General features: G+C 72.0%; 24 protein-coding genes. 13 read left to right on the top strand and 11 right to left on the bottom strand.

All coding sequences use genetic code 11. The features are described 5' to 3' along the window. Window positions 1-52: 52 nt before the first annotated feature. The 5 genes from AB0F56_RS29140 to abc-f all read left to right on the top strand — a co-directional run bounded on the left by AB0F56_RS29140 (window position 53) and on the right by abc-f (window position 6805). Complete coding sequence (locus tag AB0F56_RS29140) at window positions 53-1162, top strand: hypothetical protein (protein ID WP_362014761.1); 1110 nt, start codon at window positions 53-55, stop codon at window positions 1160-1162. 232 nt (window positions 1163-1394) lie between these two features. Beyond that, window positions 1395-3002, top strand: a complete 1608-nt coding sequence (locus tag AB0F56_RS29145; RefSeq protein WP_362014762.1) for a M48 family metallopeptidase — start codon at window positions 1395-1397, stop codon at window positions 3000-3002. After that, window positions 2999-4129, top strand: a complete 1131-nt coding sequence (locus tag AB0F56_RS29150) for a hypothetical protein (protein ID WP_362014764.1) — start codon at window positions 2999-3001, stop codon at window positions 4127-4129. Before AB0F56_RS29145 ends, AB0F56_RS29150 begins: the two co-directional genes overlap by 4 nt. A 96-nt stretch (window positions 4130-4225) precedes the next feature. Beyond that, window positions 4226-4885, top strand: coding sequence for a peptide-methionine (S)-S-oxide reductase MsrA (gene msrA, locus AB0F56_RS29155; protein ID WP_362014766.1), 660 nt, complete (start codon window positions 4226-4228; stop codon window positions 4883-4885). Between the two features lie 288 nt (window positions 4886-5173). Beyond that, window positions 5174-6805 (top strand): ribosomal protection-like ABC-F family protein, encoded by a 1632-nt coding sequence (abc-f, locus tag AB0F56_RS29160; RefSeq protein ID WP_362014767.1) that lies wholly within the window; start codon window positions 5174-5176, stop codon window positions 6803-6805. Here the strand turns inward: abc-f and AB0F56_RS29165 are convergent. Then, on the bottom strand, window positions 6788-7144 hold the full coding sequence (locus tag AB0F56_RS29165) for a DUF1330 domain-containing protein (protein WP_362014769.1): 357 nt from the start codon (window positions 7142-7144) through the stop codon (window positions 6788-6790). The genes abc-f and AB0F56_RS29165 overlap by 18 nt on opposite strands. Window positions 7145-7225: 81 nt before the next feature. Next, the gene (locus AB0F56_RS29170; RefSeq protein ID WP_362014770.1) at window positions 7226-8302 is read right to left on the bottom strand and encodes an NAD(P)-dependent alcohol dehydrogenase; all 1077 of its coding nucleotides are present in this window, start codon (window positions 8300-8302) and stop codon (window positions 7226-7228) included. A gap of 128 nt (window positions 8303-8430) precedes the next feature. Between AB0F56_RS29170 and AB0F56_RS29175 the strand changes: the two genes are divergently transcribed. Continuing rightward, window positions 8431-9294, top strand: a complete 864-nt coding sequence (locus AB0F56_RS29175) for a helix-turn-helix transcriptional regulator (RefSeq protein WP_362014771.1) — start codon at window positions 8431-8433, stop codon at window positions 9292-9294. Between the two features lie 64 nt (window positions 9295-9358). Here AB0F56_RS29175 and AB0F56_RS29180 read toward each other — a convergent pair whose 3' ends face one another. After that, complete coding sequence (locus AB0F56_RS29180; protein WP_362014773.1) at window positions 9359-10627, bottom strand: Ig-like domain-containing protein; 1269 nt, start codon at window positions 10625-10627, stop codon at window positions 9359-9361. Between the two features lie 222 nt (window positions 10628-10849). After that, window positions 10850-11209 (bottom strand): hypothetical protein, encoded by a 360-nt coding sequence (locus AB0F56_RS29185; RefSeq protein WP_362014774.1) that lies wholly within the window; start codon window positions 11207-11209, stop codon window positions 10850-10852. A gap of 110 nt (window positions 11210-11319) precedes the next feature. Here AB0F56_RS29185 and AB0F56_RS29190 point away from each other — a divergent pair, with 110 nt between their 5' ends. Further along, window positions 11320-11580, top strand: a complete 261-nt coding sequence (locus tag AB0F56_RS29190; RefSeq protein WP_362014776.1) for an LAETG motif-containing sortase-dependent surface protein — start codon at window positions 11320-11322, stop codon at window positions 11578-11580. 105 nt (window positions 11581-11685) lie between these two features. Here AB0F56_RS29190 and hutH read toward each other — a convergent pair whose 3' ends face one another. The 5 genes from hutH to AB0F56_RS29215 form a co-directional block, all read right to left on the bottom strand. Continuing rightward, window positions 11686-13227, bottom strand: coding sequence for a histidine ammonia-lyase (gene hutH, locus AB0F56_RS29195; protein WP_362014802.1), 1542 nt, complete (start codon window positions 13225-13227; stop codon window positions 11686-11688). 120 nt (window positions 13228-13347) lie between these two features. Beyond that, on the bottom strand, window positions 13348-14466 hold the full coding sequence (locus tag AB0F56_RS29200; protein ID WP_362014778.1) for a GGDEF domain-containing protein: 1119 nt from the start codon (window positions 14464-14466) through the stop codon (window positions 13348-13350). A 114-nt stretch (window positions 14467-14580) separates the two neighbouring features. Then, window positions 14581-15369: an enoyl-CoA hydratase-related protein gene (locus AB0F56_RS29205; protein ID WP_362014779.1), complete on the bottom strand. Its 789-nt coding sequence runs from the start codon at window positions 15367-15369 to the stop codon at window positions 14581-14583. A 38-nt stretch (window positions 15370-15407) separates the two neighbouring features. Continuing rightward, the gene (locus AB0F56_RS29210) at window positions 15408-16616 is read right to left on the bottom strand and encodes an adenylate/guanylate cyclase domain-containing protein (protein WP_362014781.1); all 1209 of its coding nucleotides are present in this window, start codon (window positions 16614-16616) and stop codon (window positions 15408-15410) included. A 154-nt stretch (window positions 16617-16770) separates the two neighbouring features. Next, complete coding sequence (locus tag AB0F56_RS29215; protein ID WP_362014783.1) at window positions 16771-17622, bottom strand: biotin--[acetyl-CoA-carboxylase] ligase; 852 nt, start codon at window positions 17620-17622, stop codon at window positions 16771-16773. A gap of 133 nt (window positions 17623-17755) precedes the next feature. On the opposite strand from AB0F56_RS29215, the gene AB0F56_RS29220 reads away from it, so the two are divergent. After that, window positions 17756-19348, top strand: coding sequence for an acyl-CoA carboxylase subunit beta (locus AB0F56_RS29220; RefSeq protein ID WP_362014784.1), 1593 nt, complete (start codon window positions 17756-17758; stop codon window positions 19346-19348). 16 nt (window positions 19349-19364) lie between these two features. Next, on the top strand, window positions 19365-19580 hold the full coding sequence (locus AB0F56_RS29225; RefSeq protein ID WP_362014786.1) for an acyl-CoA carboxylase epsilon subunit: 216 nt from the start codon (window positions 19365-19367) through the stop codon (window positions 19578-19580). Between the two features lie 64 nt (window positions 19581-19644). Here AB0F56_RS29225 and AB0F56_RS29230 read toward each other — a convergent pair whose 3' ends face one another. Next, entirely contained in the window at window positions 19645-21012 is a 1368-nt protein-coding gene (locus tag AB0F56_RS29230; protein ID WP_362014788.1) for an MFS transporter, read from the bottom strand. 69 nt (window positions 21013-21081) lie between these two features. Here AB0F56_RS29230 and AB0F56_RS29235 point away from each other — a divergent pair, with 69 nt between their 5' ends. From AB0F56_RS29235 to AB0F56_RS29245, 3 genes are all read left to right on the top strand, one after another. Next, window positions 21082-21717: a TetR/AcrR family transcriptional regulator gene (locus tag AB0F56_RS29235; RefSeq protein WP_362014790.1), complete on the top strand. Its 636-nt coding sequence runs from the start codon at window positions 21082-21084 to the stop codon at window positions 21715-21717. Between the two features lie 95 nt (window positions 21718-21812). Next, on the top strand, window positions 21813-21941 hold the full coding sequence (locus AB0F56_RS29240) for a hypothetical protein (protein WP_361442946.1): 129 nt from the start codon (window positions 21813-21815) through the stop codon (window positions 21939-21941). A gap of 58 nt (window positions 21942-21999) precedes the next feature. Then, a complete protein-coding gene (locus AB0F56_RS29245) occupies window positions 22000-22605 on the top strand; it encodes a nucleoside triphosphate pyrophosphatase (RefSeq protein ID WP_362014792.1) in 606 nt (201 codons plus the stop codon). Window positions 22606-22623: 18 nt separating this feature from the next. On the opposite strand, the gene AB0F56_RS29250 is transcribed toward AB0F56_RS29245, so the two are convergent. After that, window positions 22624-23049 (bottom strand): hypothetical protein, encoded by a 426-nt coding sequence (locus tag AB0F56_RS29250; RefSeq protein WP_362014794.1) that lies wholly within the window; start codon window positions 23047-23049, stop codon window positions 22624-22626. A gap of 362 nt (window positions 23050-23411) precedes the next feature. On the opposite strand from AB0F56_RS29250, the gene AB0F56_RS29255 reads away from it, so the two are divergent. Continuing rightward, on the top strand, window positions 23412-24568 hold a 1157-nt coding region (locus AB0F56_RS29255), incomplete at its 3' end, for a biotin carboxylase N-terminal domain-containing protein (RefSeq protein ID WP_362014796.1).

A 24568-nucleotide genomic window follows, 5' to 3' on the forward strand; every position in this document is an offset into this window, starting at 1 on the left:
GGGCGGGGGCCCGCCGCCCATCGTCTCGGGGAGTGTCCTGGACAATGGACACATGGAGATTCTCTGGTTCCTGATGGTCGCCACGCTGCTGGTCCTGCTCGTGTCCACGTTCCTGCGGCGCCGCAGGTCCGGTGTCGGCATCCGTCAGGTCGCGCCCGGCTCGCCGGACGCCGCCGATCCCGAGGCGTACGGCTTCCTGCGCCAGGAGGAGCAGGACGTCCGGATGCCGGGGCCCGACCGGGACCTGCTCGACGTGCTCGACGTGGTCCAGGCGACCCAGGAGTGGCGGGCGGCCTCGCAGCTGCTCGCCGGTACGGAGAAGGAGGGCGAGGTCCGCTGGCAGCGCGTGCAGGCGTTCGCGGGCGCGGCCTCCCTGGAACTCCAGCAGAAGCCCGGCGTCGGCGGGGCCTGGCTGCGCGCCTGGCGGGCGGAGAACCCCAAGGACGCGGGCGGGGCGGCGGTGCACGCGGAGTTCCTGGTCCAGCAGGCGTGGCGGTCGTCCTCGACCGGCACGGACGAGTTCCGGATCATCCTCGAAGAGGCGAAGAAGGCGAGCGAGGAGGCGGCGCTGCTCGCCCCCGGCGACCCCGTCCCGTACATCACGCAGCTCGCCGTCGCCCGCGGACTCGGCTACAGCCACGAGGAGTTCGACCAGGTCTGGGCGAAGATCATCGACCGGGCGCCGCAGCACATGGGCGCGCACCTGGCGGCGCTGCACTACTGGTGCGAGAAGTGGCACGGCTCGCGCGAGGACGCCGACCGCTTCGCGACGGCCGCCGCCGCGCGCGCCCCGCAGGGCTCGCTGCTCGCCGCGCTGCCGCTGTTCGCGGTCTACGAGCACCTGCCCGAAGTCGTGCTCGTCCAGGACTTCTTCCGGACCGCGGTGGTGCGCAAGGCGATGGAGGGCGCGCTGTACGCGGTCCACTCGGCGCGCTCCGACGATCCGATGCTGGCCCACGTCCGGCACCTGCTCGTCCTCTTCCTGGTCCGCGCGGAGCGCTGGTCGGAGGCGATGAACCAGCTGGTCCACGTCGACGGCCACATCGGCGCCCTCCCGTGGACCCTGAACGGCGACCCGGCGGCGGAGTACACGGTGTACCGGAACCTGGCGGTGGCCGGCTACGAGGCCAACGGCGGCAGCCCGGCGACGCTGCCCCACTAGGGCCTGTCCGGCCCTGATCCGCCGGACAGGCCCTAGACGCCCGCACGTCACGTCACTCTTCGACGGCCCGCTTCCCCTGGGAAGCGGGCCGTTTCGCGTGCTCCCCCCACCGCGCCCATCACGTCGCCGCCCCGCCGATCACTGCTCTTCGGCCACCGTGCATACTCATCCGGTTCCGCAGCACCGTGCGGACCTCACCACCCGTCATATCCCTGGGGGGGATCGCAATCTGATGGGCCCCTATCTGCGCGCCTTCCGCGCGCTCGTTCTACTCGCCGGTTTCTATCTGCTCGGCCTCGTCCTGCTCGCCGTCCTCGGCGTCCTGGACTACCTCGCGTTCGAGTTCCTCGCAGGCGCGCTCGCCGGGAAGATCCTGATCGTGTCGGTGGTCCTCGCCGTCCCGATCGTGCGCGGCATGTTCATGCTCCGCACGCCCGCTCCGGAGCCGCCCGTCGGCATCCGCGTCACGGAGGCCCAGGAGCCGCGGCTCTGGCGGACCGTCCGTGAACTCGCCGAACAGGTCGGCACCCGTGCCCCGGACGAGATCCTCCTCGTCGACGAGGTCAACGCCGCCGTCGGCGAGGAGGCCAAGCTCCTCGGTCTGCGCGGCGGAAAGCGCACCCTGCTGCTCGGTCTGCCGCTGATGTCGGGTCTGGACGAGCGCCGACTGCGCGGTGTGCTCGGCCACGAGCTGGGCCACTACAGCAACTCCGACACCCGGCTGTCCCCGCTCATCCGCCGCGGACACCTCCAGCTGACGCGCACCATCGAGCACTTCGAGGAGCGCGCGGCGAGCAAGGTGTCCAAGGAGCGCGCCAAGCAGGAGAAGGCCTCCGAGCGACGCGTCACCAAGGGCAAGAAGGCCAAGGAGATCGACACCTCCGGCTCGGGTGTCACGTACAGGGCGATGGCGAAGATCTACACCGCCTACGCGAAGTTCTACCTGCGCGCCACCCGCTCCATCGGGCGCCGCCAGGAGCTGGCCGCCGACCTCGCCGCCGCGCGGATCGTCGGCCGGGACGCCTACGCCTCCGCGCTGCGCGAGGTCAACGTGCTCGCGCCCGCCTACGACTTCTACCTCCGCTGCTACGCCGTCATCGGCACCGGCGCCGGCCTCATGCCCCGCGAGGGCGAGTTCTTCGGCGGCTTCCGGCACCTGCTGCCCGCACGCGCCGAGGAGTTCGACGAGCTGCGCGAGGACCTGCCCACCGAGCAGGACCCGTACGACTCCCACCCGCCGCTCGCCGACCGGGTCGCCCGGATCGAGGCGCTGCCGGCGGACGGGACCGACGCGCAGGGTGCGGACCGCCCGTCCCTGGAGCTGCTCTCCGACCCGGCCGGCGCGTTCGCCGCGCTTGAGCGGGTCGTGCTCACCCCGGAGGCGCTGGCGCTGACCCGGGTGGACTGGGAGGAGCTCGTCCACCGGAGCATGGCCCGGATGATCGAGGAGAGCGCCGAAGGCATCCGGCGGACCGTGGCCGCCGAGACCGGCGGCTCCCCCGAGACCGCGCTGCCCGCGCTGCTCGACGCCGTCCAGGCGGACCCTGCGGTGCTGTGGCGGATCGCCGACCGCTTCCCGAAGTCCGAGGAGGCGGCCGCGGCGACCGGCCGGGCGGCCCGCGAGTTCGCCCGCCCGGTGGTCCGGCGGGTGCTGAACCAGCTGGTCTCCGTCGAGCTGACGGCCCGCGGCACCACCCGCTGGGCGCTGTCCTGGTCCGACTCCGCCTACCTCCGCTACCCCGAGGACGGCTTCGAGGACCGGCTCACGCTGGCCCTGGACGCCGCCGTCGCCGACCGCCCCGACACCGAACCGCTGCGAAAGCTGGTGCTTGCCTCGTGATCATCTTCCTTGCGGTGCTCGGCGCACTGCTGCTGTTCGTCGTCGGCTACGTGCTGCGCGGCGTGTACTACATCCGCAAGGCCAAGGCGCTGGAGGCCGAGGTCGCGGAGCTGGACGCCTCGCGCGAGGCGGACGAGGCCGAGGCCGCGCGGGCGGTCGTCGCGCGGGGCTTCGTACCGGGCGACGAGCTGAACATCGAGCTGGCCGCGCCGCCGACGGCCGAGCGGACCGCCGCCGTGGCCGCGGTCGAGGCGGGCGACTGGGCGGCCGGGGCCGCCTGGATCGAGGCCACCGGCCAGAACTGGGACGAGCGCTGGGAGCGGATCCGGGCGCTCGCCGAACTCGCCGCCGAGGACGACGCCTGGCTCCTCGAATGGCAGGCCGCCAAGCCCGGCGACCCGGTCGCCGCGCAGGTCCACGCGGACGCGTCGGTGCTCGTCGCGTGGAACGTCCGCGGGGACAAGCGGGCGAGCCACACCACGCGGGAGCAGTTCCGGGTCTTCCACCAGCTGCTCGCCAAGGCGCAGGAGGCCGCGCACGAGGCGGCCCGTCTCGCCGACCCCGCCGACCCGCTCCCGTACATGATCGAGCAGCCGATGGCGATGGGCCTGGGCTACTCGCACGAGCGGTACGAGGAGCTCTGGGCGGAGATCACCAAGCGGACCACGACCTCGCTGGGCCCGCACACCGGCGCCCTGCAGTACTGGTGCGCCAAGTGGAGCGGCTCGCACGAGAAGGCGGAGGCGTTCGCCCTGGCCGCCGCCGCCAAGGGCGCGCCGGGCCAGCTGCTGTCGATGCTGCCGCTGTACGCGTACTTCGAGCAGGAGCAGCACGAGAGCGACATCGACCCGGACGTCTGGCTCAAGGAGCCGAAGATCGTGGCGGCGGTGGACGCGGCCCTGGCCGACGTCGCCGCGGCGGCGCCCGACGACCCGCGGACGGTACGGGTCCGGCACCTGCTGGCGTGGTTCCTGTACTGGCAGGACCGGTACGAGGAGGCGGTGGAGCAGTTCCGGCTGATCGACGGCTGGATCGGCCACGCGCCGTGGACGTACTCGGGCGATCCGCGGGACCGGTACCTGAACGTGCGTGACTACGCGGTCCGCCAGGTGCACGCCACCGACTGAGCGGGCTGAGCCCGCTGGGCGCGACGGGGGCCGGGAGGGGAATCCCGCCCGGCCCCCGGGCGTTGTGCGTAACGCCCACCGTCGAGGAGATGCCGCATGTTCCTGTCACGCACCCCCGTCCTCCCCACGCCCGAGCAGGCGCTGAAGGGCCGTCCCGAGCCCGAGTTCTCGGTGCCCGAGCGCCACACGGTCCTGGGCAACGCGCTGCTCGGCCCCTACCCCGAGGGGTTCGAGGTCGCCGACTTCGCCCTCGGCTGTTTCTGGGGCGCCGAGCGCAAGTTCTGGCAGACCGAGGGCGTCTGGACGACCCTGGTCGGCTACCAGGGCGGCCTCACGGAGAACCCGGTGTACGAGGAGGTCTGCTCGGGCCTCACCGGCCACACCGAGGTCGTCCGGGTCGTCTTCGACCCCGCGCAGGTGTCGTACGAGCGGCTGCTCAAGCTCTTCTGGGAGTCCCACGACCCGACCCAGGGCTTCCGCCAGGGCAACGACGTCGGCACCCAGTACCGCTCGGCCGTCTACACCCACTCCCCCGCCCAGGCCGAGACCGCGGAGGCCTCCCGCGCCGCGTACCAGCAGGTCCTGACCGGCTCCGGCTACGGCACGATCACCACCGAGGTCCTCCCGGTCGAGGGCCGCACGTTCTACCCGGCCGAGGGCTACCACCAGCAGTACCTGGACAAGAACCCGGCCGGCTACTGCGGCATCGGCGGCACGGGCGTCTCCTGCCCGATCGGCGTCGCGAAGGCCGAGTAGCCGGGTAGGCCCCTGGAGGCCCCCCGGAACAGCACACGTGCCCGGAAGGTGCCCGCACGGCACTTCCGGGCACACGTGCGCGTGGGCGACCGGTGCCAGAAAAAGAGCGCGCCGGTCGGGAGCCCCCTGGCTACACTCGATCGCATGGGTTCGTACTACTTCTTTCTCTGATTTCGGCCGTGGACACGGTCCGACCCGCTGATCCGGCGCCTCCCGGGCGCGGCAGTGGTGGTCCCGGTGTCCCCTCGACCGGCCCGAACGAACCCATCACCCCCAGGGGAAGATCCCATGCGCGACCGCGCCCAGTTGACCGTCCATGACGTCTCCAAGTCCTACGGGACCCGCTCCGTCCTCGAACAGATCTCGTTCACCGTGCGCCCCGGTGAGCGGGCCGCCGTCATCGGGGAGAACGGGTCCGGCAAGTCCACGCTGCTGCGGCTGCTCGCCGGGGCGGAAGGCCCCGACAGCGGGCGGGTGACCGTCCGGTTCCCCGGGGGTGTCGCGCGGCTCGCCCAGACGCTCGCCGAGACCTTCGGCGTCGGCCCCGAGCACACCGTGTGCGACACGATCGACGCGGCTCTCGCCGAACTCCGCGCGATGGAGCGGGAGATGCGGGCCGCCGAGGAATCGCTCGGGTCGGCGACCGCCGAGGAACTCGCCGCGTACGGCGAGCTGGTCGCCCGCTACGAGGAGCGGGGCGGGTACCAGGCCGACGCACTCGTCGACGCCGCCCTGCACGGCCTCGGGCTCGGGCACGTCCCGTACGAGCGGACCGTCGGCACGCTCTCCGGGGGCGAGCAGTCGCGGCTCGCCCTCGCCTGCGTCCTCGCCTCCGGCGCCGAACTGCTGCTGCTCGACGAGCCGACGAACCATCTCGACCGGGCCGCCGCCGGCTGGCTGGAGGAGCGGCTGCGCACCCACCGGGGCACGGTCGTCGCGGTCACCCACGACCGGGCGTTCCTGGAGGGCATGGCGACGACCGTCCTGGAGGTCGACCGGGACACGCGGTCCGTGAGCCGGTACGGGGACGGCTGGTCCGGCTACCGGGCGGCGAAGGCCGCCGCCCGCCGCCGCTGGGCGCAGGAGTACGAGGAGTGGCGGGAGGAGCTGGCCCGTACGGAGGAGCTGGTGGCGGCGGCCGGGCAGCGGCTCGCGGGCTCCGGCAAGGACCCCCGGCAGGGCTTCGGCAAGCACCGGCGCTCGTCGGAGAACAAGCTGTCCGGGCAGGTACGGGCGGCCAGGACCCGGCTCGAACAGCTCCGTACGTCTCCGGTGCCGCCCCCGCCGGAGCCCCTGCGGTTCCGGGCCGCTTTCCCGACGGCGGCCCAGGTCGAGACCGAACCGCGCGTGCTCGCCGAGCTCGCCGACATCGTCGTCGGCGACCGGCTGCGGCTCGACAAGCTGCGGGTCTCCGCGGGCGACCGGCTGCTCGTCTCCGGGCCCAACGGCGCCGGCAAGACGACCCTGCTGCGGGTCCTCGCCGGCGACCTGCGGCCCGACAGCGGCACCGTCGTCGTCCGGTCCGCCCGGGTCGGGTACCTGGCCCAGGAGCTGCCACCCGTACCGTCCCCGAAACCGCTGCTCACGGCGTACGCGGCGGGCCGCCCCGGCCTCCCCGAGGAGCACGCGGACGAGCTGCTCACGCTCGGGCTCTTCCGGGAGGAGGACCTGACCGTTCCCGTGGCGCGGCTCTCGGTGGGCCAGCAGCGCCGCCTGGAGCTGGCCCGCCTGGTGACCCGCCCCGCCGACCTGCTGGTCCTGGACGAGCCGACCAACCACGTGGCGCTCTCCCTGGTGGAGGACCTGGAGGCGGCCCTGGCCGGCTTCGAGGGCGCCGTGGTCGCGGTCTCGCACGACCACCGGTTCCGCGCGGGCTTCGGCGGGACGCGTCTCCAGCTCCGCTCAGGCCGTACCGCCTGACGCGGCGCGCAGCGCGGCGGCGGTCGTCGCCGGGTCGTACCCGGGGGCGACCCCGTCGGTCAGCAGCAGGTCACCCGGGATGTGCCGGGCCCGCAGCGGGATCAGCTCCTGATAGGCGGCGGAGTCGTACCAGCGGCGGGCGTGGTCCATCGAAGGGAAGGAGACGAGGACCAGGTCCTGCGGCCACGCGCCCTCCCGGACCTCCCGCGCGGGAGCGCCGTGGACGAGGAAGCGCCCGCCGAAGGGGTCGAGCGTCGACTGGACGCGCTCCATGTAGGTGAGGACCTCCTCGTGGAGGCCGGGCTGCGGGGTCAGGTTCGCGAGGGCGTATGCGGTCATGACGCAAGCGTGCCGGGGCATGCCGTACGGGGTCGATTACCTCGTACGTCATGCCCCGGCACGCCCTCAGGCCCTGAGGCCTCAGATCGTCGACGCGTCGATCACGAAGCGGTACCGCACATCGCTCGCGAGCACCCGCTCGTACGCCTCGTTGATCTGGTCGGCGCGGATCAGCTCGATCTCGGCGCCCAGGCCGTGCTCGGCGCAGAAGTCCAGCATCTCCTGGGTCTCGGCGATGCCGCCGATCGCCGAGCCGGCGAGCGTCTTGCGGCCGAGCATCAGCTGGAACAGGTTGAGCGCGATCGGCTCCTCGGGGGCGCCGACGTTCACCAGCGCGCCGTCCGTCCTGAGCAGCCCGAGGTAGGCGCCGAAGTCGAGCGGGGCGGAGACGGTGGAGACGATCAGGTCGAAGCTGCCGGCCAGGTCGGTGAAGGTCGCCGGGTCGCTGGTGGCGTAGTAGTGGTCGGCGCCCAGCTTGAGGCCGTCCTCCTGCTTCTTCAGCGACTGGCTGAGCACGGTCACCTCGGCGCCGAGCGCGTGGGCGATCTTGACGCCCATGTGGCCGAGGCCGCCGAGGCCGACGATCGCGACCTTCTTGCCGGGGCCCGCCTGCCAGTGGGCGAGCGGCGAGTAGAGGGTGATGCCGGCGCAGAGCAGCGGGGCGGCCTCGTCGAGCGCGATGCCGTCCGGGATGCGCAGGGTGTAGTTCTCGTCGACGACGATGTGGGTGGAGTAGCCGCCGTACGTCGGCTCGCCGTCCTTGCCGAGCGCGTTGTACGTGCCGACCATGCCGCCGCCGGTGCAGTACTGCTCCAGGCCCTGGAGGCAGTACTCGCACTCGCGGCAGGAGTCGACGAAGCAGCCGACGCCGACGCGGTCGCCGACCTTGTGCCGGGTGACGCCGGAGCCGACCTCGGTGACGACGCCGGCGATCTCGTGGCCCGGCACCATCGGGAAGATGCCCTCGCCCCAGCCGTCACGGGCCTGGTGGATGTCGGAGTGGCAGATGCCCGCGTACTTGATCTCGATGAGCACGTCGTGCGCGCCGACGGGGCGGCGGGGCACGGTGGTGCGCTCCAGCGGCGCGTTCGCAGCGGGGGCGGCGTAGGCGGCGACGGTGGTCAGGTCCGTGGTGGTGGTCGTGGCGTTCGTGGTCATGGCACCACCGTGCCGAAGTACGGAGCCGCCACCCAGCCCTCTGTTCTGCCTACGACCAGCGTGCCTACCACTGGCAGGGACAGGAACACCTGGCCGCCCGGGCGCCCGGCCTGGGATAATCGGGACGCATGGATCTCAGTGCCGAACTCAGCGAATTCCTGCGCTCGCGCCGGGCCCGGCTGAAGCCGGAGGACGTGGGCCTGCCGGACTTCGGCCGCCACCGCCGCGTACCTGGCCTGCGCCGGGAGGAGCTGGCGCAGCTGGCCGGGGTCTCCGTCGCGTACTACACGCGTCTTGAGCAGGGCAACGGGCGCAATGTGTCCATGGAGGTCCTGGACTCGATCGCGCGGGCGCTGCGGCTGACCGACTCCGAGCGCGCGCATCTGACGCACCTCGCGAAGCCGACGGCGAAGAAGAAGCACCACCGGGCGACGATCGCCCGGCCCCAGCAGGTACGGCCGGGCCTGCGGCAGCTGCTCGACTCGATGGAGACCGTCCCGGCCTTCGTCGTCGGCCGGCGCCTCGACATCCTCGCCTGGAACCGGATGGCCCGGGCGCTGATCGGCGACTTCGCGACCTGGGAGCCGCGCGAGCGGAACATGGCGCGGATGATCTTCCTCGACCCGAACTCCCGCGATCTGTACCTCGACTGGGACTGCAAGGCGACCGAGACGGTGAGCGTGCTGCGGCTGTACGCGGGCTGCTATCCGGAGGACCCGGCGCTGCTGGAGCTGGTGGGCGAACTGTCCGTACGCAGCGAGGAGTTCCGCTCGCTGTGGGCGGCGCACACCGTCGCCGACAAGGGGCACGGGAGCAAGCGGCTGCGGCATCCGCTGGTGGGCGAGATGACGCTCCAGTACGAGTCGCTGAGGGTCGCCGGGCCGGACCCGGATCTCATGCTGGTGACGTACCACGCGGAGCCGGGGACGGCCTCGGCGGACGCCCTGCGGCTGCTCGCGCAGTGGGGCGTGGACGAGCCCGCCGTCCGCTAGCGATACGAAGAACGGCGGCCCCCTCCACACGGGAGGGGGCCGCCGTTCTGCACAGACGCCGAGATCAGACCGCCGAGCCGGCCTTCCAGGCGGACCAGCTCATGTTCCAGCCGTTGAGGCCGTTGTCCGGGGCGATCGTCTTGTCCTTGGAGTTCTTGACGATGACGACGTCGCCGACGATCGAGTGGTCGTAGAGCCAGGCGGCCATCTGGTTCGGGTCGCCGGCGCCCTTGACGTCGTTCAGGCCCACGCAGCCGTGGCTGGTGTTGGCGGAGCCGAAGATCGAGTCCGGGCCCCAGTAGTTGCCGTGGATGAACGTGCCCGAGGTGGACAGGCGCATGGCGTGCGGGACGTCCTTGATGTCGTACTCGCCCTTGCCGTCGTCGTCGGTGAAGCCGACGGTGGCGCCGTTCATCCGGGTCTCCTTGAACTTCTCGGAGATCACCATCTGACCGTTGTAGGTCGGGTTCTCCGGGGAGCCGGCGGAGATCGGGATGGTCTTGACCGTCTTGCCGTCCTGCTTGATCGTCATCGTCTTGGTGGCGACATCGACGGTGGAGACCTGGTTCCGGCCGATCTTGAAGGTCACGGTCTTCTGCTGGACGCCGAAGACACCCTTCGCGCCCTCGACGCCGTCGAGGTTCAGCTTCAGCGTGACCGTCGAGCCCTCGGTCCAGTAGTCGTCCGGGCGGAAGTCCAGGCGCTGGGAGTTGAACCAGTGCCCGACGACCTCCTGGCCGGTGCTGGACGTCACCTTGATGCCGCCCTGGACGGCGGCCTTGTCGGTGATGGCCTTGTTGAAGTTGATCGAGACCGGCATGCCCACGCCGACGGTGGAGCCGTCCTCGGGGGTGAAGTTGCCGATGAAGCTGTTGGCCTGCGAGACGGTGGTGAAGGAGGAGTTCTCGTGCGCCTCCAGGCCGTCCGCGTCCTTGGCCGTCGCCGAGAGCTTGTAGACGGTGGCGCGCTTGAGAGCCCCGGTGGGCTTCCAGCTCTTGCCGTCGGCGGCGATCTCGCCCTTGACGGCGTCGCCCTCGGCGGTGGTGAGCGTGACCTCGGTGAGCGTGCCGTCGGTGACGGAGACCTTGGCGTCGTTGTTGATCGACGCGTTGGTGGCACCGTTCTTCGGCGAGATGGCTATCTGGGCCTTCGACGTCTTCTGGGCCGCGGCCTCGTCGACCTGAGCCTGTGACTGCTCCGACTTGGAGGGATCGGCCGCGCCGTTCTTGTCCCCGTCGCTGCACGCCGAGAGCACCAATACGCCGCTGAGCACCGCGGCAGCCGCCGCCAGGCTCCGCCGGCGCTTGCTGTCCGTCATCACACGCTTCTCCATCGTCGCCGAATCCCTGCCAACACTCGTCTGAACATCCATGAGACCCTGCCCGGTTCCGCGAGCGGGGCGATTGTGGGCAACGCCACTGATCAACACGTACGCACGAGGCGTTCGGTTCCCGTATGGGGGTTCCCGTATGCGGTCTCGAACAGGGCGAAGCCCCGGTACGGAAGCCGTACCGGGGCTTCGAGGGGGTGCGCTCGCTGTCGCCCCGCGCCCCCGTCAGACCCGTTCCGTGTCTTCCGCGTCCTCGTCTTCGTCCTCGTCCACCTCATCTTCCTCGTCGAGGTCCCACTCCTGGGCATCGGGGTCGTGGTCGACCTCCTCGCTGCTCCACGAGGCCTGCACGAGCTCGACCCCGGGGACCTCGCTGACCAGGTCGAACGGTTCGATCAGATAGGCCAGCGCCTCGGCGTTGTCCTCGCGGACGGCGGAGCGGGCGTGGACCCGCTCCTCCTCCGGCATGAACTCGTCGGTGTCGATCCGGCCGACGGCGGCGCCGGTCAGCTCCTCGGAGCCGGTGATCTCCAGGACGACTTCCACCCGAAGCCGTACATAACGTGATGTCTCGGAAGTGCTCATACGACGGAGCGTAGGCCGCCGGGGCGCTCGACTTTCATCCGACCCGCTGTGTTCATTAGCATCGTCGGCAGCTGCCAATTCGCGGTTTCCGCAAGGGGGATCGAATCTCTGTGTCCGTCGCACGACGCCCGCTGCTGACCGCCACGACGGCCGGGGCGCTGCTCTTCGCTCTCTGGTTCGTCCCGTCCGCGAACGCGACCGACGAAGGCCACACCGGCGCGGCCGGGCAGGAACGCACGGCCGAGGGACCGCGACTCGCGGAGACGGGCGGCCCGAACACGACGCCGTACGTGATCGGCGGGACGGGCTTCCTGGCGGTCGGGGCCGGGTTCGTGGCCCTGGCGATGAGACGCGGCGGCCGCGCGCACTGAGCCGCAGGGCGCGCGCACCGAGCAGTAAGGCGCGCGCACTGAGCCGTAACGGAAGGGCCGCCGTCCCGGCTGGGGACGGCGGCCCTTCTCGTTCCTTCGCTCCGGTTACGCCAGCGGCCCAGTCACCGGCTCCACAGCGGCGACGAGCTTCCCGTCCCGAACGAAGGCGTCGGCGGCCTCCAGGTCGGGGGAGAGGAAGCGGTCCGGGCCCGGGCCCTCGACCCCGGCGGCGCGCAGGGCGTCGATGGCGGCCTGCGAGGCGGGGGCGGGGGTGAGGCCGCGGCGGAGCTCGATGCCGCGGGTGGCGGCGTACAGCTCGACGGCGATGATCCGGTTGAGGTTGCCGATCGCGGTGCGCAGCTTGCGGGCGGCGGACCAGCCCATGGAGACGTGGTCCTCCTGCATCGCGGAGGACGGGATGGAGTCGGCGGAGGCCGGGACGGCCAGCCGCTTCATCTCGCTGACCAGGGCGGCCTGGGTGTACTGGGCGATCATCAGGCCCGAGTCGACGCCGGCGTCGTCGGCGAGGAAGGGCGGCAGGCCGTGGGACCGGTTCTTGTCGAGGAGCCGGTCGGTACGGCGCTCGGCGATGGAGCCGAGATCGGCGGCGGCGATGGCGAGGAAGTCGAGGACGTACGCGACGGGGGCGCCGTGGAAGTTGCCGTTGGAGCGGACCTGGCCGTCGGCGAGGATCACGGGGTTGTCGACGGCGGAGGCGAGCTCGCGCTCGGCGACGGTACGGGCGTGGGCCATGGTGTCGCGGCCGGCGCCGGCGACCTGCGGGGCGCAGCGCACGGAGTACGCGTCCTGGACGCGCGGGGCCTCTTCCTCCTGGAAGTGGCCGGTGAGCCCGGAGCCCTTGAGCACGGCGAGCATGTTGGCGGCGGAGGCGCCCTGGCCCGGGTGGGGGCGGATGGCGTGCAGCTCGGGCTCGAGGACCTTCTCGGTGCCGAGGAGGGCTTCGAGGGAGAGGGCCGCGGTGATGTCGGCCGACTTGTAGAGGGTGTCGAGGTCGGCGAGGGCCATGATCAGCATGCCGAGCATGCCGTCGGTGCCGTTGAGGAGGGCGAGGCCCTCCTTCTCGCGCAGCTCGACGGCCTGGATCCCGGCGGCGGCGAGCAGCTCACCGGCGGGCTTCACGACCCCGTCGGGCCCCTCGGCGTCGCCCTCGCCCATCAGGGTCAGGGCGCAGTGCGAGAGCGGCGCGAGGTCGCCGGAGCAGCCGAGGGAGCCGTACTCGTGGACGACCGGGGTGATGCCCGCGTTGAGGATGTCGGCCATGGTCTGCGCGACCTCGGGCCGGACGCCGGTGTGCCCGGAGGCGACGGTCTTGAGTCGCAGGAACATCAGGGCCCGCACGACCTCCCGCTCGACGCGCGGCCCCATGCCGGCGGCGTGCGAGCGGACGATGTTGCGCTGGAGCTGCGCGCGCAGTTCGGGGCTGATGTGCCGGGTGGCGAGCGCCCCGAACCCGGTCGAGACGCCGTACACGGGCTCAGGCTTGGCGGCAAGCGCGTCGACGACGGCACGGGACTCGGCGAGCGCCCGCACGGCCTCGGGCGACAACTCGACGCGCGCACCGTGGCGGGCGACGTCGATGACGTCCTGGAAGGTGGTGCCGGACGTGCCGAGGACGACTGAGTGCATATCCATATTCAGCACCCTACGGATTGAAGACCAACATGTCACTAGTCGACCTGGGGACAGGTCCTTACCGATGTTCCGGACGCCCGATGCACAAGGCGCCCGACCCTCAGGACGCCCGGCCTAAACCGGCGGTGCGTCACGGAAGCGCCTGCGGTCGCGGGCCCCGGGTGGGGCGTCGGCCAGGGGGATGACCGTGCCGTCGCGGCCCGCCACCACCGGCTTCGCCGAGCGGGCCGCCTTGGCCTGGTACTGGGCCGCGTCCGCGAGCCGGAAGAGGCGGCGGGCGGACTTGACCGGGCCGATGGGGTCGCCCGTCGACGCGACGCCGCACGCGACGCCTTCGCCCAGTTCCAGTTCGCCGGCCCGTACGCAGAGTTCGTCCGCGACCGCCACCACCTCGTCCGACGTCGGGCCGATCGACAGGAGGCAGAACTCGTCGCCGCCGAGGCGCGCCGAGAGGGCGCCCGGGAGCATCGCCCCGCACCGGGAGAGCACCGAGCCGAAGCGTTCGAGGAGCCGGTCGCCGACCGCGTGGCCGTGGGTGTCGTTGACGCGCTTGAGGCCGTTCAGGTCGCAGACCACCAGGCTCACCACGGAGCCGTCCACCCGGTAGCGCTCGATCGCCTCGTCGAGCCGGGTGTCGACCGCGCGCCGGTTCGCGAGCCCGGTCAGCGGGTCGGTGAAGGCCAGCTTCCGCACCTCCTCCAGGCGTTCCGCCTGGGCGATGCCCGCCGCCACCACGGCCGCGAGCACCGCCGCGAAGTCCGCGTCGTCGCGGTCGAAGACCGGCGCTCCGGCCGGCCGCGCCACGTACAGCTCGCCCCAGGCCCGCCCGTGCAGCACCACCGGCGCGACCACGCAGCAGCCCCGCCCGCGCCTGCGCAGACCCGTGACGCGGCCGGTCGGAACGCCGTCGTCGTCCGCGGTCTCCACCCAGGCGTCGGGCTCACCGCCACCGGCCCACTGCGCGTGCAGGAACTCGGTGATCTCGGGGAACTGGTGCACCGGGTACGTCTCCGAGTCCGGGAACTCCTCCTCGCCCGCGGCCCGCTCGCCGGCGTTCACGAGCACCTTGAGCCGGCCGTGGTCGCGCTCCCAGACCGAGAGTGCGGCGAAGGTCCCGCCGAGCCCGTCGCGGGCGCCCAGCGCCGCGGCTCGCCAGAACTCGCGCGGGGTGTGCGCCGCCGCCATCGCCTGCGCCAGCGCCACTACGGCCCGCAGCCGAACATCCTCTCCCATTCATCCAGTTTAGGGACGTTTCGTCCGTTTTTACGCGTGGAGGATCACTGAACGTGACAGTCGGGGTCGGATCGGGGGCGGATCAGGGGCGAATCGGCGCATCTCAGCCGATTCTCAGATCCCCGGCCACTGCGGCTTGCGCTTCTCGTTGAACGCCGCCACACCCTCCGCCCGGTCCCCCGAGAACGCCACCGAGCGCCACGCCGCGTCCTCGACCTCCAGGCCCGCCCTCAGGTCCAGGCCCTGCCCGAGCCGCAGCGCGCGCTTCGAGGCGCGCAGGCCGACCGGCGAGTTGGCCGCCATCCGGCCGGCCAGCTCCAGGGCGGCCGTACGGGCGTCCTCCGCGAGCACGTCGACGAGGCCGAGCTCGCGCGCCTCCGCCGCCTCCACCCGCCGCGCGGTGAAGACCAGTTCGGCCGCGCGCGCCGCGCCCACCCGGCGCGGCAGCAGCTGCGTACCGCCGCCGCCCGGGATCACGCCCACCGACACCTCGGGCAGCCCGACCACGGCCGTCGCGTCGGCCACGATCACGTCGCAGGCCAGCGCCAGCTCGTAGCCGCCGCCGAGCGCGAAGCCGTGCACGGCGGCGACGGTCGGCATCGGCAGGTCGAGCACGCCGCCGTACGCACCGCGCGAGACGGGCCGCTGCTGGACCATCTGGGCGTCCGTGAAGGAGTTCCGCTCCTTGAGGTCGGCGCCGACGCAGAAGGCCTTCTCGTTGGAGGACGTCAGCACCGTCACCCGTACCGAGTCGTCCGCCGCGAGCGCCGCGCAGGCCGCGCTGATCGAGCGGGCCATGTCCAGGGAGACCGCGTTCATCGCCTTGGGCCGGTCGAGGACCAGCTCGGCGACGTGCTCGTGCCTACGGACCTCGACGAATTCACCAAAGCGCTGCTCGGACATGGCCCGTCCCTCCCGGTTAACGACTGTTCACCGGGATCCTAGGTGGGGCGGCGGGTCAGGTGCCAGGGCTCCACGACACCGAGACCGCGCACCGGGCGCTGCCACATCGGCTGGAGCGCGAAGCGGTACGTCGGCGCCTGCTCGCCCTCCTTCTCGGCGCGGGCCGCCTCCTCGGCCGCCTGCGTCTCCGAGACGGGCGCCTCGCCGGTCCGGGTCAGCTCCTCGGCGAGCGCCCCGTCGACCAGGACGGTGTCCTTCGGCGCTATCGACGTGAGCCGGCTCGCCAGGTTCACCGTCGTACCGAAGACATCGCCCATCCGGGTCGTCACCGTGCCGAACGCGATGCCCACGCGCAGCGCGGGCATCGTCTCGTCGTGACTGAGCGTCTCGATCAGCCGCAGCGCGATCTCGGCGGCGGTCCCCGCGTCGTCGGCGGCGTACAGCACCTCGTCGCCGAGGGTCTTGATCAGCCGGCCGCCGTGCGCGGCGACGAGGTCGGCGCAGGTGGTCTCGAAGGCCTCGACGAGCTCGCCGAGCTCCTCCTCCTCCAGGCGGCGGGTCAGCCGGGTGAACCCGACGAGGTCGGCGAACCCGACGGCGAGGCGCCGGTCGACCATCTCCTCGTCGTCGGCGGCCTGCACGACGCGGCCGGTGGCGGCGGCGAGCTGGCGGCGCCAGACGTAGATCAGGAACTCCTCCAGCTCGGGCAGGAGCAGCTCGACCAGGGGGTACGTGACCTCGGTACGCGTCATCCCGGGCTCGGGCGGCTCGGTGAGGCCCTCCAGGAACGAGTCGATCTGCCACTCGGCGAGCCGGGCGGTGGTCTGGCCGGTGGAGCGGGCGACCTGAACGGCCATGGGCTCGCTGAGCAGGCCCGCCTCGACGAGACCGGCGAGGCGGCGCAGGGCGAGGACGTCGGCCTCGGTGAGCGCCTTGGCCTGGCCGATGTCGGCGAAGCCCATGGCGCGCCAGAAGCGCGAGGCGAGCTCCATGGAGACGCCGGCCGTGCGGGCGGCCTGGAAGGGGGTGTAGCGGCGGTCCGCGCCGAGGATGAGCTGTTCCAGGCGGATCGCGAGGGGGTCGTCGGTCGGCTCGGCCGTGTGGTCGACGTGGTGGTGCGGCGTGGGGTACGCCGGCGGCTCGCCCCCGGTGGGCTCGGCCCCGGTCGCCGGCTCCGCCTCAGCCGGTGGCTGCGCCTCGGCCGGTGGCTCCGCCTCACCGCCGTTGTGCGCGTCGTCGACGGTCACCGGCCGCCTCCTGCCGTTTCCCTGCCCACTGCCCTGCCGATCTGTCGCCCTGGATCGCGCTCCACGATACGACAGGTGTGTGCCAGCTCACGCCGTTCCGGCGGTTGAACGGTCTCCCGGGGGCGGCGCCGTCCCGCCCCCGGGTCGCCCGTCCTCAGGCGGACGCGCGGACGTGGACGATGTCGCCCGCCGCGACCGCCTCCGTGCCGCCGCCCTCGGTCGCCACCACCAGGCGCCCGTCGCCGTCCACGGCGACCGCCTCGCCCTCCAGGATCCGCTCGCCCGGGAGGTCGGCCCGGATGTGCCGGCCCAGGGTCGAGCAGCCCGCCTCGTACGCGGCCTGGAGCCCGGAGGCGACCGGGTCGCCGTCGGCCTCGGTCCACTTCCCGTACCAGTGCTCCAGGGAGCGCAGGACGGAGCGCAGCAGCGTGTCGCGGTCCGTGGAGATCGCGTCGGCGAGGAGCAGCGAACCGGCGCCCGGCACCGGCAGCTCCTCCGCCTTCAGGGTCACGTTGACCCCGATCCCGACGACGACCCCGTCCTCGCCCGCCCGCTCGGCGAGGATGCCGCCGGCCTTCCGCTCCTCGCCCCCGACCGAAACCAGCAGGTCGTTCGGCCACTTGAGGGAAAGGTCCACGCCGGCGGACTTGGCGAGCCCGGTCGCCGCCGCGACGCCCGTGAGCAGCGGGAGCCAGCCCCAGCGGTGCACGGGCACGTCCGGCTTGAGCAGGACGGAGAGGAAGAGCCCGGCGCGCGGCGGCGAGACCCAGTCGCGGTCGAGGCGGCCGCGCCCCGAGGTCTGCTCCTCGGCGACGAGCACGGCCCCCTCGGGCAGCTCGTCGGCGCGCGCGGCCAGGTCGGAGTTGGTGGAGCCGGTCGTGGTGACCAGGTCGAGCGAGGTCCAGAGCCCGTCGGGGAGGACGAGCGCGCGGCGCAGCGCGGCGGCGTTGAGCGGGGGCCGGTCCAGGTCGGACCACCGCGCTCCTGAGGCATCTGAGGACGTCATGCAAGCCAGACTAGGTGTGGCAAAGACCGCAGTGCCGAACCGTATCGCCGTCGATACGCTACGGGTCAGTAGCCGAGCAGTAGCCCATTCGTAGCAAACGAACCCCCGTGACCAGGCAGGGAGCCGCATCCCGATGTCCGAGTCGGTAGAGCCGCAAGAGATCGACATTCACACGACCGCGGGCAAGATCGCGGACCTTCAGCGCCGGATTGACGAGGCCACCCACGCCGGTTCCGAGCGGGCGGTGGAGAAGCAGCACGCGAAGGGCAAGCTGACCGCGCGGGAGCGGATCGCGCTCCTGCTCGACGAGGGCTCGTTCGTGGAGCTCGACGAGCTGGCCCGGCACCGGTCGACCAACTTCGGCCTGGAGAAGACCCGTCCGTACGGCGACGGTGTGGTGACCGGGTACGGCACGGTCGACGGCCGTCCGGTCGCCGTCTTCTCGCAGGACTTCACGGTCTTCGGCGGCGCGCTCGGCGAGGTCTTCGGCCAGAAGATCATGAAGGTCATGGACTTCGCGCTGAAGACGGGCTGCCCGGTGGTCGGGATCAACGACTCGGGCGGCGCGCGGATCCAGGAGGGCGTCATGGCCCTCGGCATGTACGGCGAGATCTTCCGCCGGAACACCCATGCCTCGGGCGTGATTCCGCAGATCTCCCTGGTCGTCGGCCCCTGCGCGGGCGGCGCGGTCTACTCCCCCGCGATCACCGACTTCACGGTGATGGTCGACCAGACCTCGCACATGTTCATCACGGGACCGGACGTCATCAAGACGGTCACCGGCGAGGACGTCGGCTTCGAGGAGCTGGGCGGCGCGCGCACGCACAACACCACGTCCGGTGTGGCGCACCACATGGCCGGCGACGAGAAGGACGCGATCGAGTACGTCAAGTCCCTGCTCTCGTACCTGCCGTCGAACAACCTCTCCGAGCCGCCGGCCTTCCCGGAGGTCGCCGAGACGGAGCCGACGGACGAGGACCGCGAGCTGGACGTCCTGATCCCGGACTCCGCCAACCAGCCGTACGACATGCACACCGTCATCGAACACGTCGTCGACGACGGCGAGTTCCTGGAGACGCAGGCGCTGTTCGCGCCGAACATCCTCACCGGCTTCGGCCGCGTGGAGGGCTTCCCGGTCGGCATCGTCGCCAACCAGCCGATGCAGTTCGCCGGTTGCCTGGACATCAACGCGAGCGAGAAGGCCGCGCGCTTCGTGCGCACCTGCGACGCGTTCAACATCCCGGTCATCACCTTCGTCGACGTGCCGGGCTTCCTGCCGGGCGTCGACCAGGAGTACGGCGGCATCATCCGCCGGGGCGCCAAGCTGATCTACGCGTACGCCGAGGCGACGGTCCCGCTGATCACCGTCATCACCCGCAAGGCCTTCGGCGGCGCGTACGACGTCATGGGCTCCAAGCACCTGGGCGCCGACCTGAACCTGGCGTGGCCGACCGCGCAGATCGCGGTCATGGGCGCGCAGGGCGCGGTGAACATCCTGCACCGCAGGACGATCGCGGCGGCCGAGGACCAGGACGCCGAGCGCGCGCGGCTGATCCAGGAGTACGAGGACACCCTGCTCAACCCGTACACGGCGGCGGAGCGCGGCTACATCGACGCGGTCGTCCTGCCGTCGGACACCCGCCCGCAGATCGTGAAGGGCCTGCGTCAGCTGCGGACGAAGCGGGAATCCCTTCCTCCGAAGAAGCACGGCAACATCCCCCTCTAGGCCTCAGGGAGTCGACATGATCAAGGTCGTACGAGGAAACCCGACCCCGGAGGAGCTGGCCGCCGCACTGGCGGTGGTCCAGGCCCGGGCCGCGGCGACGGCCGCGGCCTCCGCGGCCGGCGGCAGCGGCCCGGAGGAGCCGGAGGGCTGGTCGGACCCGGCCCGCATCGCCCGTTCGGTACGCCCCCGGCCGGGGCCGCGCTCGTGGGCGCGCTCCTACTGGCCGGCGTAGCCCGACCGGTGTGCCGAAGGCCGGACCCCCCGCGGGTCCGGCCTTTCGCGTGCCCGGGGAGCCGTCACGTGCGGCGCAGGAAGATCCCGGCGAGGACCGCGCCCACCACGACGATGCCCGCGTTGACGAGGACCGCGAGGCCGATGCCGTCGAAGACCGTGGCGGAGGTGACGACGACGGCGCTCATGATCGGCGTGCCCATGGTGATGCCGATCTGCTGCGTCATCGTGGCGAGGCCGGTCGCCATGCCCTGCTCGGAGTCGGGCAGTCCGGAGGTGGCGGTGACCATGAAGCCGACGATGGCGACCATGTTGCCGACACCGCCGACGAACGTGCCGGCGAGGAGCAGCCAGAGCCAGCTGCGGTCGTCGCCGAGGGCGTAGAGGGAGACCGTGGCGACGGCCTGGAGCAGCCCGCCGGCGACGAGGGCGGTCCGCGAGCCGTACCGTCCGATGAAGCGCGGTGCGAGGACTCCGCCGATGACCGTGCCCGCCCCGAGCACGCCGAAGGACAGACCGGCGGCGAGCGGGGAGAAGCCCAGGACGTCCTGGAGGTAGAGCGTCATCAGGAAGACCAGCGAGGTCTCGGTGACGAAGGCGACGAGCCCGGCCAGGTTGCCCCAGATGACGGTGGGGCGGGCGAGGATCCGTACCGGTACGAGGGGTGAGGCGGCGCGGCGCTCCACGAACCAGAAGGCCACGAGCAGGGCGACGCCGACGGGCAGGGCCAGGGGCTCGGTGGTGAGGCCGTAGACGAGCGCGAGGAGGCCGCCGGTGACGGTGACCGCGCCGGGGACGTCGAGGCGCGGGCGGACGGCCGGGCGGCTCTCCTGGAGCACGGCGGGCGCGACGAGCAGGACGGCCAGGGCGACGGGAACGTTGATGAAGAAGGCCCAGCGCCACGAGAGCAGCTCGGTCAGGACGCCGCCGAGGATCGCGCCCGTGGTGAACCCGGCCGACATGAGCGCGCCGTTGAGGCCGAGCGCCTTGGCGCGCAGGGGGCCCTCGGGGAACGAGGACGTGAGCAGGGAGAGCCCGGCGGGCGTGACGGCGGCGGTGGCGAGGCCCTGGGCGACGCGGGCGGCCATCAGCAGGGCGGGGTCGGTGGCGAGGCCGCCGAGGAGCGAGGAGACCCCGAGCAGCGCCATGCCGCCGAGGAAGAGGCGGCGGCGCCCGACGAGGTCGGCGACGCGCCCGAAGAGGAGGGTGAATCCGGCGGCGGCGAGCGCGAAGGCGGTGGCGATCCACTGGAGGTTCGCCAGCGAGAAGCCGAGTCCTTCGCCGATGACGGGCAGCGCGACGTTCAGGATCGAGAAGTCGACGGCCAGCATGAACTGGGCGACGAGGAGGACGAGGAGGACGAGCCGCATCCGTCCGTCCATACGGGCGGCGGGCTGGGTGCCGGCCTGTGACCGGACATCGGTGGCAACCATCGGCGGACCCCTTAATGGGAATCTGATTCCGTTAAGATGTCCCGTACCGTAGCAGACTCGAAGGCGTTAATGGAACAGGAGACCCGTTTGACTGAGAGCCAGCCGGCCGTGCCCGGCACCGTGCGTCCCGGGGGCCGTACCGCGAAGGTGCGCCGGGCCGTCCTCGAAGCGACCGAGGACGCCCTGGCCGCCACGGGCTTCCACGCGCTGAACATGGACCATGTCGCCGCGAGCGCGGGCGTCGGCAAGACGACCGTCTACCGGCGCTGGGGCTCCCCCGTCGGCCTCGTCGCCGACCTGCTGCGCGACATGGCCGAGCGGTCCCTGCCGGCCGCCGACACCGGCAGCCTCGCGGGCGACCTGCGGGCCAACGCCGCGCTCGTCGTCAGGACGCTCACCGACCCCCGGATGGGCGGCGTCTTCCGTGCGGTCATCGCGGCCGCGGCCTGCGACGAGGAGTGCGCCGAGGCGCTGAACGGCTTCTACCGGGCCCGTCTGGAGGAGTGGGCCCCGGTGGTGAAGCGGGGCGCGGCGCGCGGCGAGATCCCGCCGGAGACGGACGAGCTGGAGCTGCTGCGCGCGGTCTCCGCCCCGCTCTACTACCGCTTCATGATCACGCGCGAGCCGCTGGGCCCTGAGGACGGCGAGCGGGCGGCCCGGGCGGCGCTGACGTCGGCCGAGGCGGGGGTGTTCACCGCCCCGTAACCCGGGATCAACTAGTCCGTCTAGTTCTTCGGCACCGGGACGCTTGAGTACGAGTACTCAGGCGTCCCGGCCGTCGCACGAGCAGGATCGGACGCATGCTGTGGTCCGACCCGGAGAACGAGCCGCCGAAGGAGATGCGCGACATGCAGGCGATGCTGCGTCGCGCGTCGATCCTGCTGGCCCTGGCGATGGTGGTGGCGATGTTCGTGGTCGGCGTCCACTGAGTGACGGGGCGTCGGCCGATTGGCCGCTGCGAGCGGCCGTACTGGCTACGCTTCCCCCATGACTCCTGATCGCCGCCGTGTCGTGCTCGCCTCCGCCTCGCCCGCCCGTCTCGGACTGCTGCGGCAGGCCGGACTCGCCCCCGAGGTCATCGTGAGCGGCGTCGACGAGGACAGGGTCCACGCCCCGACCCCCGCCGAACTGGCCCTCGCGCTCGCCGAGGCCAAGGCCGCCCACGTGGCCGCCCGCCCCGAGGTCTTCGGCGCCCTGGTCATCGGCTGCGACTCGGTCCTCGAACTCGACGGACAGGCCCTCGGCAAGCCCGCGGACGCCGAGGAGGCCACCGCCCGCTGGAAGGACATGCGGGGGCGCGTCGGCATCCTCCAGACCGGGCACTGCGTCTACGACACGGCCGCCAAGCGCTACGAGTCGGCGACCGCCTCGACCGTGGTCCGCTTCGGCGAGCCGACCGACGCCGAGGTCGCCGCGTACGTGGCGAGCGGCGAACCGCTCCACGTGGCGGGCGCGTTCACCCTGGACGGCCGTTCGGCACCGTTCATCGACGGCATCGACGGCGACCCGGGCAACGTGATCGGCCTGTCCCTGCCGCTGCTGCGCAGGCTGCTCGGCAAGCTGGGGGTCTCGATCACGGACCTGTGGCACTGACGACGGGACGTACGCCGATCACGCGGGCGCCGGTGCCCCTCCGGGGGTGTCGGCGCCCTTGCCGTACGCCACAAGGGTCAGCACGATCAGGCCGAGCACCACGGTCATGAACGCGAAGGCGCCCCAGCCGATCAGACCGACCGTCACGGCGCCCAGCAACCCGTGCACGACCGCGCAGCCGACGAGCAGGGCCCGACCTGCCCGCCCCGGGCGCCGGTCGCGGATGCCGGCGATCAGCGCGACGGTGGCGCAGAGCGCGAGCAGCAGCCCGGAGACGATGCCGAGCACCCACGTCCCGGTCACCATGTGGTCGGGGTCGAGCCCGTCCAGGGACATCGACTGGGCCTCGACGAAACGGGCCATGACGGCGTTGAGCCCGACGATGGCCGGCGCCTCCAGGAACAGCACCCCCGCCGTCACGAGCGCTATCGGTCTGCGGGCCACCTCGGCCACCCCCTGTATACGGCTGTTACCGACAGTACGAACGACTGCGCGAAGGCTACTGCCGGGTAAACCCGCGGACAAGGGTCGGCGACGGACCTTCCCAGGGCAAAGAATCATTGCGCCATTCGTAGGGACTCCACAAAGAAACCTGATCGGCGACTGGTCGCCCGAACAGAGACCTGTGCCACACCTCGGAGCTACTGTGCCGTAGAGGAGTCCTGCGTACCGTGGTACGGCAAGGGATTTCATGACCCCGAACGCCTCGTATCACGCTCCGTGTGGGCAAGCTCACCACTGGGGACGGGTCGAAAGGCCGTGTCGGTAGTCCCTAAACTCAGCTTGTTTTCAAGGAGGGAGCCATCGTGCGCAAGGTGCTCATCGCCAACCGTGGCGAAATCGCAGTCCGTGTGGCCCGGGCGTGCCGGGACGCGGGGATCGCGAGTGTGGCCGTCTACGCCGAGCCGGACCGGGACGCATTGCACGTCCGCGCGGCCGACGAGGCGTTCGCCCTGGGCGGTGACACCCCGGCCGCCAGCTATCTGGACATGGCCAAGGTGCTCGCGGCGGCGAAGGACTCGGGGGCGGACGCGATCCACCCGGGGTACGGGTTCCTCTCCGAGAACGCCGACTTCGCGCAGGCGGTCCTGGACGCCGGTCTGACCTGGATCGGCCCGCCGCCGCAGGCGATCCGGGACCTCGGTGACAAGGTCGCCGCCCGGCACATCGCCCAGCGCGCCGGCGCCCCGCTGGTCGCCGGCACCCCCGACCCGGTCTCCGGCGCGGAGGAGGTCGTCGCGTTCGCCCAGGAGCACGGCCTGCCGATCGCGATCAAGGCCGCCTTCGGCGGCGGCGGACGCGGCCTGAAGGTCGCCCGCACCCTCGAAGAGGTCCCCGAGCTCTACGACTCCGCCGTCCGCGAGGCCGTCGCGGCGTTCGGGCGGGGCGAGTGCTTCGTCGAGCGCTACCTCGACAAGCCCCGCCACGTCGAGACCCAGTGCCTGGCCGACTCCCACGGCAACGTGGTCGTGGTCTCCACCCGTGACTGCTCGCTGCAGCGCCGGCACCAGAAGCTGGTCGAGGAGGCCCCCGCGCCGTTCCTCTCCGAGGCGCAGAACGAGCAGCTGTACGCGGCGTCGAAGGCGATCCTGAAGGAGGCCGGCTACGTCGGCGCCGGCACGGTCGAGTTCCTCGTCGGCATGGACGGCACGATCTCCTTCCTCGAGGTCAACACCCGCCTGCAGGTGGAGCACCCGGTCACCGAAGAGGTCACCGGCATCGACCTCGTGCGGGAGATGTTCCGGATCGCCGACGGCGAGGAACTCGGTTACGACGACCCGCAGATGCGCGGCCACTCCTTCGAGTTCCGCATCAACGGCGAAGACCCGGGCCGGGGCTTCCTCCCCGCCCCCGGCACCGTCACCACGTTCGCGCCGCCGTCCGGCCCGGGTGTCCGCCTGGACGCGGGCGTGGAGTCCGGCTCGGTCATCGGCCCGGCGTGGGACTCGCTCCTCGCCAAGCT

The sequence above is a fragment of the Streptomyces sp. NPDC026092 genome (assembly GCF_040638605.1).
Lineage (GTDB): Bacteria > Actinomycetota > Actinomycetes > Streptomycetales > Streptomycetaceae > Streptomyces.